Here is a 13,506-nt window from a genome sequence, read left to right as displayed (position 1 = left end):
CTGCGGCTTTCCTAACACTCCTCAGGCATTTACCGGACCGGTATGGCTCAATACGTTTACTCGATGCTGCGGGTGGGCAAGATCGTCCCGCCCAAGCGCCAGATTCTCAAGGATATTTCCCTGTCGTTCTTCCCCGGTGCCAAGATCGGGGTGCTCGGTCTCAATGGCTCGGGCAAATCCACCCTGCTGAAGATCATGGCCGGGGTGGACAAGGACATCGAAGGCGAAGCGGTCCCGATGCCCGGCATCAAGATCGGCTATCTGCCGCAGGAACCCCAGCTTGACCCGGCCCAGACCGTACGTACCGCCGTCGAAGAAGGGCTGGGCGAACTGTTCGAAGCCAAGCTCAAGCTCGAAGAGATCTACGCCGCCTACGCCGACCCCGACGCCGACTTCGACAAGCTGGCCGAAGATCAGGCCCGCTACGAAGCCATCATCGCCACGGCCGGCAGCGATGTCGAAGTCCAGATGGAAATCGCCGCCGACGCCTTGCGTCTGCCGCCGTGGGATGCCGCCATCGGTCATCTGTCGGGCGGTGAAAAGCGCCGGGTGGCGCTGTGCCGGCTGCTGCTGTCCAAGCCCGATATGCTGCTGCTCGATGAGCCGACCAACCACCTCGATGCCGAGTCGGTCGATTGGCTGGAGCAGTTCCTGGTGCGCTTCCCCGGCACCGTGGTGGCGGTGACGCACGATCGCTACTTCCTCGACAATGCCGCCGAGTGGATTCTCGAACTCGACCGTGGTCATGGCATTCCGTGGAAAGGCAACTATTCGAGCTGGCTGGAGCAGAAGGACGCCCGGCTCAAGCAGGAGGAAAGCCAGGAGTCGGCCCGCCAGAAGACCATCCAGAAAGAACTCGAATGGGTGCGGCAGAATCCCAAGGGCCGTCAGGCCAAGTCGAAAGCGCGTCTGGCCCGCTTTGAAGAGCTGTCGAGCCATGAATACCAGAAGCGCAACGAGACCCAGGAAATCTTTATTCCGGTGGCCGAGCGGCTCGGTAATGAAGTGGTCGAGTTCGTCGATGTCAGCAAGGGCTTCGGCGATCGGCTGCTGATCGACAAGCTGAGCTTCAAGGCGCCCGCCGGTGCCATCGTCGGCATCATCGGCCCCAACGGTGCCGGTAAATCGACGCTGTTCAAGATGATCGCCGGCCGCGATACGCCCGACAGCGGCGAAGTGAAGATCGGTCCGACGGTCAAGCTCGCCTACGTTGACCAGAGCCGCGACAGCCTCGAAGCCGGCAAGACCGTATGGGAAGACGTGTCGGGCGGCCGCGACATCCTGACCGTCGGCCGTTTCGAGATGCCGTCGCGCGCCTATCTGGGCCGTTTCAACTTCAAGGGCGTCGATCAGCAGAAGATCGTCGGCAATCTGTCGGGCGGTGAGCGCGGCCGGCTCCATCTGGCCAAGACCCTGATCGCCGGCGGCAATGTGCTGCTGCTGGACGAGCCGTCCAACGACCTCGATGTGGAAACCCTGCGTGCGCTCGAAGATGCGCTGCTCGAATTCGCCGGCACGGTCTTCGTGATCAGCCACGACCGCTGGTTCCTCGACCGGATCGCCACCCATATCCTCGCTTGCGAAGGCGAATCGCAGTGGACCTTCTTTGACGGCAACTATCAGGAATATGAAGCCGACAAGAAGCGTCGTCTGGGTGAGGAAGGTGCCAAGCCCAAGCGTATCCGCTACAAGCCGATCTCGCGCTGATCGTTCGCCGGCGCTGGCTGCATAGTCAGCGCCGGTGTTGCGACGATGCGCCGCCGTCGCGCCGCTTCTTCGCGCCGACGGCGGCCAGTGCTAAGCTCGCGGACTTTTGGTCCCACCCGATTCCCACCGTGTTGCGTCGTTTCGCTCTGGGATTTATCCCGTTTGTTCTGCTCGCCGGTTGTGCCACCCAGGCGCCTGCGCCCATCTCCTCGCCGACCGAACCCGTTCCTGTCCCGCTTCCTGAGCCGCCTCCGCCGCCACCACCCCCTCCGGTCGCGCCGCCGCCTGCACTCAGCCCCACCCCGGCACCGCCGCCGCCAGCCAAGCCCGGCACGATCAAGCCGGTGGTCGATCGGTCTACCCGCGAGCTGGTCGGTCGCCTGCTGCCCGATAAGATCAGCGACCGCAACGGCTGGCGCGACGATATCGCTACGGCCCTGGTGGCGCTCAAGCTGCCCGCCAGCCATGAGAATATCTGTGCCGCCATCGCCGTGATCGAGCAGGAATCGAGCTTCCAGGCCGACCCGGTGGTGCCCGGTCTTAACCGTATCGTCTGGAAGAAGATCGAGGGTTACGCCGACCGCTACGGCGTGCCGTTCCCGATCGTCGAAGCGATCCTCAAGCGCAAATCGGCCAACGGCCGCAGCTACGCCGAACGCATCAATGCGCTCAAGACCGAGCGGCAGATGAATCTGCTGTTTGAAGATATCGTCGATGAACTGCCCATCGGCCGCGAACAACTGATCGCCCATAATCCGATCCGCACCGGCGGGCCGATGCAGGTCAGCTTTGCGTTCGCCGAGCAGCATATGCGGCACTGGCCCTATCCCTACAGCTTCAAGACCAGCCTGCGCCAGGAAGTGTTTACCCGGCGCGGCGGCGTATATTTCGGGATCGCCAATCTGCTGCACTATCCGGCCAACTATCCGGAAATGCTGTACCGCTTCGCCGACTTCAACGCCGGCCAGTACAGCAGCCGCAATGTGGCCTTCCAGGCGGCGCTGGCGAGCGTGGCCGGCAAACGCCACGCCAAGCTGACCCTCGACGGCGATCTGCTGATCTACCGTGACGGCGCACCCACCACTGAGCGCAGCGCCACGCTGGCCGCGCTGCTGGCGGTGGCGGATCGGCTCGATCTGGAGGAGTCGGCCCTACGGCGCGATCTCTTGCAGGAAAAGCAGCTCAGCTTCGAGCAGACCGCCACCTACCGCCGCCTGTTCGCCCTGGCCGACCAGCAAGGCGGCCGCAAACTGCCGCGCGCAGCGTTGCCGCAAATCCGTCTGCAAAGTCCCAAGATCACCCGCAAGCTCACCACCGAATGGTTCGCCCGTCGGGTCGACGGCCGCTATCAACGCTGTCTTGGCAAGGCGACTGCGCTGGTGTCACCGGGCGGCATGGGTGGGTGATAGAAAGCTGTAAATAAAATAATCAGAAAAATGTCTGCAAGATAGATAGTCTGACTTAGAAAGAAATAGCGCTTATCTGCTAAGAACTTTACAAGACTGATCACTGATCCATTCAGGGAAATTTCCCTACCTGCATCTCCGGGGAGTCGCCAAACGGTCTGTACCACGCACCGTCTGGCGACTCCCCCGATTTCCTCACCACCTCGCCACGAGGTCGGCGTCTGCCCGGACGCTCGAACAGCATCCTATGGCCGTCCGTGACGACGCTTGTTTCCGTGATGGTTTGATTGGGGTGGACGCTTTGCGTGAGTCGGAACTGGCAATGGGCTGTTTTTGCCTTGCAGGGGTTTGGGGGAATGGGGGAGGGAAGCGACGTGATGGGAGAGAAAAGTACGAGGAGAAATAGATTTTAGGAATTTTTTGGATATTTATTTTCTTTTGTTTTTATATGGCTGTATGACTGGAAGATAATTTTCAGATTAATTTCCTTTTTTCTTCGATCTCCTCCACCTCTGTTTTAAGGCTCGCTTATCTATTTCCCCGGCAGATAGTACGTATCCAGGCAGTCTTTGCTTTGCAAGATCTATAGCGAAGTTTGTCAAATTGGCAACACGGTGCGGCCAGGTTTTCAGCTGCTGCTGAGTGCCTGCCAAATGATGCAGACCGCGTCGTTGCGAAAGCCGACGAAGGTTTCGATGTCCTGGTTCGGGCGGGCGTGCTGGCGCGGCTGATGACGGTAGACCCAGACCGCATCGAGATTGCGCCGGCCGTTGTCCAGTGCCCGCCCAGGCGGCACGACGCGGATGGGCGGGCCGAGCCGGCTGCGGACTTCATGGGCGGTCAGGCCGTCGTGGATACGCTGTATCCAGTCCACGGGAATGACGCCGGTGGTGCTGCTGGGCGGGGCACTCATAAGCGGCTCCTGGAGTGGGGACGGGCCGGGCATGTTTTAAGCATAGGATGGGGCACAGACTCAACCTGGCCAACTCGCCCTGATGGCCGACAGCTTGAACAAGTGAGGCAGCGTTGCCAGTCTTGTCAAATATAGGCAGTGGCGGCGTTTGGATACCCAGGCAGGCTTCCCTCTCTGAAAGGCAGACCAAATCATGATGAAATCCAAGTGGAAGAACTACGCATTCCTCCTGTTCGCACTGCAAACCGCCTGTGCTGCCGATACCCCACCGCAACCTTCCGCCCCGCCCACTCCGCCGCCACAGCGCTGGCAGCGGGCGATTCCCGTGTCGGTGGTGGTGGGGGCCGATGTGGGGATCGGGGCCGAGGCACGCCTGTTCCCCTCCACGGTGCTATTGCGGGTCAAGGAACCTGGGCGGATGGGCGATGTGGGGCGCAATGCCAGCGACTGCATTGTCGAGGCCAGCGGCTATGGCCATCTGTCGGCCGAACGGGTCAATCTGTCGCTGCGCATGCTGCGCTGCTACGACGACCGTGGGGTCGAAGTGACGACCCGGGCCATTCATGGTTATGCGGTCGATAGCGATGTAAAGGCCGGCATCCGCGGCGTCGTCAACTGGAGTCAGTCGGCCAAGGACCTGCTGATGATCGGCGTCGGCACCCGCGAAAAGGAAAATTTCCTGGCCCGCGCCACCCGGCAGGCGCTGTCGCGTGCCACCCAAGGGCTGGCCGATAGTCTGCTCAAGCGCGATGAAAATCAGGCGGACCCCAATCTGGTCGAGGAGGTCCGTAATGCCGAGACCCTGATGCCGGTGCTGTCGCTCGAACAGGGGCGCGAATTCGACATCGTGCTGTTGCCGCATATCGGCGGCAAGTAGCGCTGCGGACTGCCGTGACTCCTGACTTTCCCCGGGCGTCCAGACAGCACCAGGCCACAAGGGTGAATCAGCACAGCAGGCCGTGAGCCTGGGTCCGCTCGATCATCCGCAGGGAGGCGTGACGCCGGTCGGTGATGGAGGCCTCTTGCGGGGTCTGCTGGGTGGATGCCTTCTCCAACACCCATTCATCGCTCAAAAGGCCGGCGTTGACCGGCCTTACCACAGATTGCCTACGCCCAGCTCCAGCTCGATCGGCCGGCCCTGCTGCTGCACCAACCGGGCTTGGCCGCGCGGCGTGAAGGCTTGCGCCAATGTCACCTTGCCAAACTGCGCGCTCGGAAACGGCTGCTCGCGCGTGCCGCCGACCAGCGGCATCGTGGGTGTCTCGATCCAGCCGGCGCGGGCGTAGAAGGCCACAAGCGGCGGGTCGCAGGTAAATATGCCGAAGTCAGTGCCGGAACGGGCCATCCAGGCGCTTGCCGCGACCAGTACTTGGCGCCCGGCACCGCGACCACGCTGCGCAGCACGGGTCAGCATGCCGCTGATGCCGGAGACGCGGCAGACCTCGTCCCCTTTACCGAACCATAGCGACTGCACTCCGGTATAGCTGAGCAGGCAGCCATCCTCGACCAGTGCGATACAGACCGGATCGAGCGCCGGATCGTTAAGCGCTTCGTCGCCCTTGGGCGGTGCGCTGAACGCCTGCGGCCATTCGAGGTAGGACAGTTCGAGCGCCTGACGGCGCAGTTCGGGTGGAAAGTCCGCTTCGCTAGTCTGGATCAGTTGGGGCATGCAGAAAATCGAGTGGGAAATAACACGACGGCCGCCCGGGATAAGGCGGCCGTCGTGCTGGAGCGGCTGGATCAGACCGCAGCGGTCCGACGCTCAAGCCAGGCCAGCGCTTCGCCCTGGACCAGTGGCGACAGCCGACGCCGCACTTCGGCGTGGTAGTGGTTGAGCCAGGCGATCTCGTCGGGGCGCAGCAGCGCCAGGTCGAGGCAGCGGGTATCGATCGGGCACAGGGTCAGCGTCTCGAAAGCCAGGAAGTCGCCGAAACGGGTCTGCTCGTGCGGCACGTTGAGCACCAGGTTTTCGATCCGCACCCCCCACTGGCCGGGCCGGTAGATGCCCGGCTCGACCGAGGTGATCATGCCCTGCTCCATCGCCGTATGCGGTTCGGGCATGGCGCTCGGGCCGATGACCTGCGGACCTTCGTGGACATTGAGGAAGTAGCCCACCCCATGGCCGGTGCCATGACCGTAGTCGATCCCGGCGGCCCAGATCGGGGCGCGGGCGATGGCGTCGAGCATCGGCGAGCGCACGCTGCGTGGGAAATGCAGACTGGACAGGGCAATCACCCCCTTGAGCACCAGCGAGCAATCGCGCCGCTGTTCGTCGTTGAGCTGGCCCACGGCCACCATCCGGGTGATATCGGTGGTGCCGCCGTAGTACTGGGCGCCCGAATCGATCAGCAGCAGGCCGTCGCCTTCGATCACGGCGTGGCTTTCTTCGGTGGCGCGGTAATGCGGCATGGCGCCATTGCCCCGGAAGCCGGCGATGGTGCTGAAGCTCGGGCTGACGAAATCGGGCCGGCGGGCACGGGCGGCGGTGATCTGCTCGTCGATGGTGAGTTCGGTGATCCGCTCGCCACGCTCGATGGCCGCTTCGAGCCAGCAGAAGAATTCGCACAGCGCCGCGCCGTCCTGCTCCATGGCGCGCCGGATGAAATCGGCTTCTTCGGCGGTCTTGCGCGACTTGGCAAAGGTCGAGGGATTGACCGCCTCCACCACTTTCACCCCGGCGGCCACTGCCTGGCGAAAGCCCAGGGTGATGCGACGCGGGTCGAGCAGCAAGGTGGCGTCGCCCGGCAGCGCGGCCAGCGCGGCAGCGGCTGCGGGATAGGGGCGGACAGCCACGCCATCGGCCGCCAGTTGCGCAGCCAGGGTGGCGTCGATCTTGCCGGGCGCCACAAACAATTCGGCGCGATCGGGGCCGATCAGGGCGTGGCCGACGAAGACCGGATTGTAGTTGACATCGGCGCCGCGCAGATTGAACAGCCAGGCCAGATCGTCGAGCGTGGAAATGAAATGCCACTGGGCGCCGAGCCGGTTCATCTCGGCCCGCACCTGGGCCAGCTTGGCGGCACGGCTGGTCGGGGCGAAACGGGCCGGATGGGCATAGATCGGTGCCGTGGGCAGTGCTTCACGTTCGGGCCAGACCTGTTCGAGCAGGTCGATGCTGGTATCGAGGCTGACGCCGCGCGGGCCGAGCTGCTGTTCGAGCAGACGGGCCTGCGCCAGACCCAGCACGGCGCCGTCGGCACCGACCCGGCCGCCGGCCGGGACCTGCTCGGCCAGCCAGTCGATATGCAGCGTGCTCGATACGGCCGGGATCTTCATCAGAGCAATGCCGCTGCCGGCCAGTTCGGCTTCGGCCTGGGTCCAGTAACGGCTGTCGACCCACAGACCGGCCTGGTCGGCGGTGACGATCAGCGTGCCGACCGAGCCGTTGAAGCCCGACAGCCATTGCCGACCCTGCCAGCGTGCCGGCAGGTATTCGGACAGATGGGGGTCGGACGAGGGAACGATATAGGCAGCGAGACGATGCTGCTGCATGGCCGCGCGCAGCGCGGCAAGACGGGCGGGGATCGGGGTCGGGTGCATGGCGGTGGCAGAGGGGGAAAAGCCCGCGCGGCGGGCGAACCGCCCTATTCTAGCGCGGCTTGCCGTCACGATCTAAGCCGCGCCATGGCTGAATTTGCCGTCCATCGCACACTCAGAAGAAAGCACTGCTCTGCCATATAAAAAATACATATTCGGCTGTGTTTTTCCCCTCGCTCAAGGAAACGATCATGTTGATCTCTCATCGTTTGATCCTGGCTTTTTCGATTCTGGTACTGATCTGTGCCGCGATGGGTTTGCTGGGGGTGGCCAAGCTGACTTCGCTCGACCATGCAGTCAGCGAGATTACCGATGCCAGTCTGCCCGGGGTGCGTTACTCGGGCGCGATGCGGGCAGAGGCCATCGATGCCCGTAACCGCGAAACCCAGTTGCTGATCGCCAAGAACGACGAGGAAATCAAGGAAACCCTGGGACGGATGGGCAAGAACCTCGAATCGATGCGCAAGTTCGAGGACGAATACGCCAAGACCGTCGATACCGACGAGGAAAAGCAGAATTTCGCCGCCTACCAGGCTGCACATAAACGCTATCTGGCTGCCCATGCGCAGTTCCGCAAGGTGGTGGAGTCGGGCGATCACAATGCCGCGCTGGCTTATTTTCGGGGAGATAGCCGCAAGGCGTTCCGCGATTTCCTGCCGACCATCGACAAGATCGTCGATTACAACGTGGTCGAGGCGGCGCGCCGCTCGAAAGCGGCCCATGACGATTACGCGGCCGGTCGCCAGGCGCTGTGGGTCATTCTGGGCGGGGCGCTGCTGCTTTGTCTGGTGCTGTCGGTCTGGATCGTCCGCGCGATCACCGTACCGATCAGCCGTCTACAGACCACCATCCGCGACATCGAACAGCAACTCGATTTCTCCCGCCGCGTCGAGATCAGCGGCCGCGACGAGATTGCCCAAACCGCGCAGTCGTTCAATCAGATGGCGATCAGTGTGCAGCAGGTGGTGCAGAGCGTGGCCGAGGCCAGCCACAAGCTCAGCGGCATGGTGCTGACGCTGGCGAGTTCGGCCAAGGAAGTGGCCACCGGCACCGAACAGCAGAGCGATGCCTCAAGCGGTATGGCCGCGGCCATCGAGGAGCTGTCCAACAGCATCAGCCATGTCAGCGACAGCGCCGGTGAAGCGCTGTCATGCTCGCTCGCTGCCGGACGCGAAGCGCGCGAAGGTGGGGCGGTGATCCAGAATGCCGTGACCGAGATGAATGCGATTGCCGGCGTGATCGAACAGGTGGCACGGGCGATCCGCCATCTGGGCGACCGCTCCGGTGAAATCACCGGCATCGTCGAGGTGATCCGCGAAGTGGCCGACCAGACCAATCTGCTGGCCCTCAACGCCGCGATCGAAGCGGCACGGGCCGGCGAGCAGGGACGCGGCTTTGCCGTGGTGGCCGACGAAGTCCGCAAGCTCGCCGAGCGTACCAGCGATGCGACCCGCGATATCGGCGCCAAGATCGAGGCGATCCAGCAGTCTTCCCATGAGGTGGCCAGCAATGTCGATACTGCCGTCAAACGGGTGGCAAACGGGGTGGAACTGGCCGACGCCGCCGGCCAGACGGTCGAACACATCACCATCAGCGCCGGTCAGGTCGAACAGCAGGTCCATAGCATCTCGGGCGCCCTGCGCGAACAGAACGAGGCCGGCCATCTGATCGCCAACCATATCGAGCAGGTGGCACGGATGACCGAACGCAACAGCCAGGCTGCCATGGTCGCCTCACGTCTGGCCCATGAACTCGAACTCATTGCCCGCACCCTGCAGACACAAGTGGCCCGCTTCCACGGCTGAGCGGGTCCAAGCCAGCCAGCACGGCAAGGGAGGGTATGGACAAGCCGAGCCTCGCGCCTGGGCGAGGCGTCCGCGACCGCTGCCATGTCGGCTCCAAGCCGGACACGCCGTCAATGGCATCGACTCGCTGGCTGGCGCATTTCCAGATGGTTCGGCCGAACCTCAAGACGCCGGCGCCTCACCCTCAGCCAGGCTCAGCGGTGCCCCCGCGCTGCACGACCATGCGCCAGCGCTGACCTTGTCTGGCCGGCTTACAGGAACATCCCGCCCGAGGCTTCAATCCGCTGGGCATTGATCCAGCGATTGTCGCTGGACAGCAGCGAGGCAATCACGGCACCGATATCGTCGGGCAGGCCGACCCGGCCCAGTGCGGTCTGGCTGGCCAGATAGTCGTTGATCGCCCGGTTGTCGCGCACCATGCCGTCGCCGAAGTCGGTTTCGATGGCGCCCGGGGCCACGACATTGACCGCAATGCCTCGTGCGCCCAATTCCTTGGCGAGATAGCGCGTCAGCACTTCCACCGCGCCCTTCATCGATGCGTAGGCGGCATAGCCGGGAATGGCGAAGCGGGTCAGCCCGGTCGAGACATTGACGATGCGGCCGCCATCGGCCAGCAGGGGCAGCAGGGCCTGGGTCAGGAAGAACGGGCCCTTGAGATGTACCGCCATCAATTGATCGAACTGCGCTTCGCTGGTGTCGGCAAACGGCGTATGGATGCCGATCCCCGCATTGTTGACCAGAAAATCGAAATGCTCGCGCCCCCACTGCTGAGCCAGTACCTGGCGGACCTGGCCGGCGAAGTTCGCCAAGGCGGCGTTGGGGCCGATATCAAGCGGCAGGGCGACGGCGCGGCGGCCAAGACGCGCGGCTTCCGCCACCACCGCTGCGGCCTCCTCGCGGCCACGCCGAAAGGTCAGGATGCTGTCCACTCCCTGCTCGGCAAGTTTAAGCACGGTATTGCGGCCCAGTCCGCGATTGCCACCGGTAACGAGGGCGATAGTCTGTGTCATGTCTGCTGCTCCTTCAGATTGATTGGGGACGACACGGCGGCGTCCTGATCGATGAAGGGCAGTCTATTGACACGGAAAGCACCGATAAATAGGCCATTTCTGATTAGACTGTTCGTTATTTGCGAACAGTGACATCGCCATGGACCAACTCGACGCCATGCGGATCTACCTGCGGGTAACTGAACTCGCCAGTTTCTCGCTGGCAGCCGAAACCCTGGGGCTGCCTAAGGCCAGCGTGTCGACTGCCGTGCAGCGGCTGGAAGAGCGGCTCGGCACCCGCTTGCTCCACCGGACCACCCGGCGGGTACAGCCCACGCCCGACGGCCAGGCATTCTATGAACGTTGCAGGGATCTGCTGGCCGATATGGACGAGTTGCAGCAGATGTTCCGTGCCGGTCCGCAGGCGCTGAGCGGCCGGCTGCGCGTCGATATGTCGAGCGGCGTGGCGCGTCACGCCGTGCTGCCGCGGCTGCCGGAATTCCTGCAAGCCCATCCCCGGCTGAGCATCGAATTCAGCAGCACCGACCGCAAGGTCGATCTGGTGCGCGAAGGCTTTGACTGTGTGCTGCGGGTGGGTGTCCTGGCCGACTCCAGCCTGATCGCCCGGCCGCTTGGCTATTTCCGTCTGCTCAATTGCGCCAGCCGCGATTACCTGCTGCGCTACGGCGAGCCCACGCGGCTGGACGAGCTGGCGCAACATCAACTGATCCACTACCAACCGATACTGGGCGGCAGATCCACGGGCTTTGCCTATCTTGATGCCGCAGGGGTCGAGCGTTCGCTGGCGATGGCGGGAGCAATAAGCGTGAATAACGCGGACGCTTATCTGGGCGCCTGTTTGGCCGGGCTTGGCCTGATCCAGGTGCCCAGGCTTGGTGTGGCCGAGCATCTGGACAGCGGTCGGCTGGTCGAGCTGCTGCCAGCCTACCAGGCAGCGCCGCTGCCGGTGACGCTGCTCTACGCCCATCGACGCCAGTTGCCACGGCGAGTGCAGGTGTTTATGGAATGGATGGAGACGGTATTGCAGCCGTACTTATTGCCGTGGGATGGCGGAGCAAGTCTTGTCGGGCAAAAATAAAATAGCCAGCCAACTGTCTGCTAGACAAGAGGCCGGCTATAAACAGAAAAGAAAACTTTATCGCGAATGGCTGACGGAGCGTCGGCCGATCCCCTCCAAGGCGCCTCAGGCGGCCAGATAGGCCGACCGGGTCAGCCCGAGCCGCAGGGCGTCGAGAATCAGGGTGCGTTCGCCTTCGTTCAACTCGGCGCTGGCGACCTTGTCGCGGTAGCGGGTCATCAGCTCGGTCGGTTCGAGGTGGACGTAGCGCAGCATGTCTTCAATCGTGTCGTGCACTTCGATACCTGAGCACGACACGCTGCCATCGGGCTGCATATAGACGTTGACCGAGTCGGTATCGCCGAACAGGTTGTGCATGTCGCCGAGGATTTCCTGGTAGGCACCGACCAGGAACACACCGAGCAGATAGTCCTCGCCGGCGCGCAGCTCGTGGACCGGCATGCTGGTCTCGATGCTCTGTTCATCGACGTAGTGTTTGATCTTGCCGTCGGAGTCGCAGGTCAGATCCTGCAGGACGGCCCGTCGGGTCGGGTCCTCGCCGAGCCGGTGGACCGGCAGGATGGGCAGCACCTGATCGATGGCCCAGGTATCGGGCAGGCTCTGGAACACCGAGAAATTGCAGATGTACTTGTCGGCCAGCTTGTCGTTGAGGGCATCGAACACCTGGCGGTGCGAGCGCTGGGTGGCCATCAGGCTGCCTTGCAGACGGCGGCACAGGGCGAAGTAGCAATGCTCGGCCAGCGCCTTTTCGGCCAGGGTGATCCGGCCCTCGGCGAATTTGGCCGACACCTCGCTCATATAGTGGCTGGCGCGGTAATAGGTTTCGGTGGCCATCTCGATATCGGTCTGGCCTTGCAGCTCGTAGAGCCACTGGATCACTTCGGGCAGGGCCGACACGTCCTCGACCACCGGGGTTTCGTCGTGATGGCGCTCGACATCGGTGACCTGGACTACCAGCACTGCATGGTGCGCAGTCATCGCGCGGCCCGATTCGGAGAACACATGCGGGTGCGGCAACTGATTGTCGTCGCAGAATTCCTTGAGCATGCCGATCACGGTGCTGGCGTATTCGTCGAGGTCATAGTTGATCGACGAGGAATTGCGCGAATGGGTACCGTCGTAATCGACGCCCAGACCGCCGCCGACATCGATATGGTCGACCGGCAGGCCCAGCGCGCGCAGCTCGCCATAGTAGCGGATCGCCTCGCGGAAACCGGCCTGGTAGTCGGCCAGATTGGCGATCTGCGAGCCCATATGGAAATGCAGCAGCTGGATGCTGTCGCCCAGTCCCGCCTCGCGAAAGCGCGTCACCACCGACAGCAGTTGTGCAGCCGACAGGCCGAATTTGCCTTTTTCGCCGCCTGTATCGGCCCATTTGGACGAGGTCAGCGAGGACAGGCGCACGCGCAGGCCGATCTGCGGCACCACGCTGAGCCGGGCCGCCTCCTCGATCACCAGAGCGACTTCGGATTCCTTCTCGATCACGATAAAGACCCGATGGCCGAGCTTTTGGCCCATCAGGGCCAGGCGGATGAATTCCCGGTCCTTGTAACCGTTGCAAACGATGGTGCCATGGCGCGGCGACAGTGCCAGCACGGCCATTAGTTCGGGCTTGGAGCCCGCTTCGAGGCCGATCGATACCGATTCGGTGGCGATGATCGATTTGATCACTGCATCCTGCTGGTTGACCTTGATCGGGTAGAGCGCCGTATAGCGGCCGTCGTACTGGTGTTTGGCGATGCTCTCGGCAAAGGCGCCGTACAGATTGCGCACCCGGTCTTGCAGGATATCGGGAAAGCGCACCAGCAGCGGCAAGGCGAGGCCGGACTGTTTGAGCTGGCCGATCAGCTGGTGCAGATCGAGCGCCTGGCCATCGCGGCCGTGTGGGCGCACCAGGACGTGCCCCTGGTCGCCGATATCGAAATAACCGGCTCCCCAATGCCGAATGCCGTAAACGGCGCGGCTCTGCGCTACCGACCATGCCATGGGCCTCTCCTTCATCGTTGCCACCACCGTCCACCTGTACCAAAAAGCGCGCGATTGTAGACCT

General features: G+C 63.2%; 11 protein-coding genes. 5 read left to right on the top strand and 6 right to left on the bottom strand.

The features are described 5' to 3' along the window. Positions 1–42: 42 nt before the first annotated feature. Together ettA and ACFOW7_RS10240 are read left to right on the top strand one after the other, a co-directional pair. Positions 43–1,707: an energy-dependent translational throttle protein EttA gene (gene ettA, locus ACFOW7_RS10245; RefSeq protein ID WP_378163797.1), complete on the top strand. Its 1,665-nt coding sequence runs from the start codon at positions 43–45 to the stop codon at positions 1,705–1,707. 128 nt (positions 1,708–1,835) lie between these two features. Further along, the gene (locus ACFOW7_RS10240; RefSeq protein ID WP_378163795.1) at positions 1,836–3,113 is read left to right on the top strand and encodes a DUF1615 domain-containing protein; all 1,278 of its coding nucleotides are present in this window, start codon (positions 1,836–1,838) and stop codon (positions 3,111–3,113) included. Positions 3,114–3,741: 628 nt separating this feature from the next. Here ACFOW7_RS10240 and ACFOW7_RS10235 read toward each other — a convergent pair. Next, positions 3,742–4,026, bottom strand: coding sequence for a hypothetical protein (locus ACFOW7_RS10235; RefSeq protein ID WP_378163793.1), 285 nt, complete (start codon positions 4,024–4,026; stop codon positions 3,742–3,744). A gap of 193 nt (positions 4,027–4,219) precedes the next feature. On the opposite strand from ACFOW7_RS10235, the gene ACFOW7_RS10230 reads away from it, so the two are divergent. After that, a complete protein-coding gene (locus tag ACFOW7_RS10230) occupies positions 4,220–4,903 on the top strand; it encodes a hypothetical protein (RefSeq protein WP_378163791.1) in 684 nt (227 codons plus the stop codon). A 67-nt stretch (positions 4,904–4,970) separates the two neighbouring features. On the opposite strand, the gene ACFOW7_RS10225 is transcribed toward ACFOW7_RS10230, so the two are convergent. From ACFOW7_RS10225 to ACFOW7_RS10215, 3 genes are all read right to left on the bottom strand, one after another. Beyond that, entirely contained in the window at positions 4,971–5,099 is a 129-nt protein-coding gene (locus ACFOW7_RS10225) for a hypothetical protein (RefSeq protein ID WP_378163789.1), read from the bottom strand. A 20-nt stretch (positions 5,100–5,119) separates the two neighbouring features. Then, complete coding sequence (locus ACFOW7_RS10220) at positions 5,120–5,695, bottom strand: GNAT family N-acetyltransferase (protein ID WP_378163787.1); 576 nt, start codon at positions 5,693–5,695, stop codon at positions 5,120–5,122. Positions 5,696–5,766: 71 nt separating this feature from the next. Next, positions 5,767–7,566 (bottom strand): aminopeptidase P family protein, encoded by a 1,800-nt coding sequence (locus ACFOW7_RS10215; RefSeq protein WP_378163785.1) that lies wholly within the window; start codon positions 7,564–7,566, stop codon positions 5,767–5,769. A 188-nt stretch (positions 7,567–7,754) separates the two neighbouring features. On the opposite strand from ACFOW7_RS10215, the gene ACFOW7_RS10210 reads away from it, so the two are divergent. Further along, on the top strand, positions 7,755–9,368 hold the full coding sequence (locus ACFOW7_RS10210) for a methyl-accepting chemotaxis protein (protein ID WP_378163783.1): 1,614 nt from the start codon (positions 7,755–7,757) through the stop codon (positions 9,366–9,368). Between the two features lie 251 nt (positions 9,369–9,619). Here the strand turns inward: ACFOW7_RS10210 and ACFOW7_RS10205 are convergent, their stop codons facing one another. Continuing rightward, positions 9,620–10,378 carry an SDR family NAD(P)-dependent oxidoreductase gene (locus tag ACFOW7_RS10205; protein ID WP_378163781.1) on the bottom strand — a complete coding sequence of 253 codons (759 nt, stop codon included), beginning with the start codon at positions 10,376–10,378 and terminating at the stop codon, positions 9,620–9,622. Positions 10,379–10,517: 139 nt separating this feature from the next. On the opposite strand from ACFOW7_RS10205, the gene ACFOW7_RS10200 reads away from it, so the two are divergent. Beyond that, on the top strand, positions 10,518–11,456 hold the full coding sequence (locus ACFOW7_RS10200) for a LysR family transcriptional regulator (RefSeq protein WP_378163779.1): 939 nt from the start codon (positions 10,518–10,520) through the stop codon (positions 11,454–11,456). A 105-nt stretch (positions 11,457–11,561) separates the two neighbouring features. On the opposite strand, the gene speA is transcribed toward ACFOW7_RS10200, so the two are convergent. Then, complete coding sequence (speA, locus tag ACFOW7_RS10195; RefSeq protein WP_378163777.1) at positions 11,562–13,442, bottom strand: arginine decarboxylase; 1,881 nt, start codon at positions 13,440–13,442, stop codon at positions 11,562–11,564. Positions 13,443–13,506: the final 64 nt, after the last annotated feature.

Origin of the sequence: Chitinimonas lacunae, from assembly GCF_042650885.1 — a bacterium.
Classification (GTDB): domain Bacteria; phylum Pseudomonadota; class Gammaproteobacteria; order Burkholderiales; family Chitinimonadaceae; genus Chitinimonas_A; species Chitinimonas_A lacunae.
This window is presented reverse-complemented; position numbering and strand designations above follow the sequence as displayed.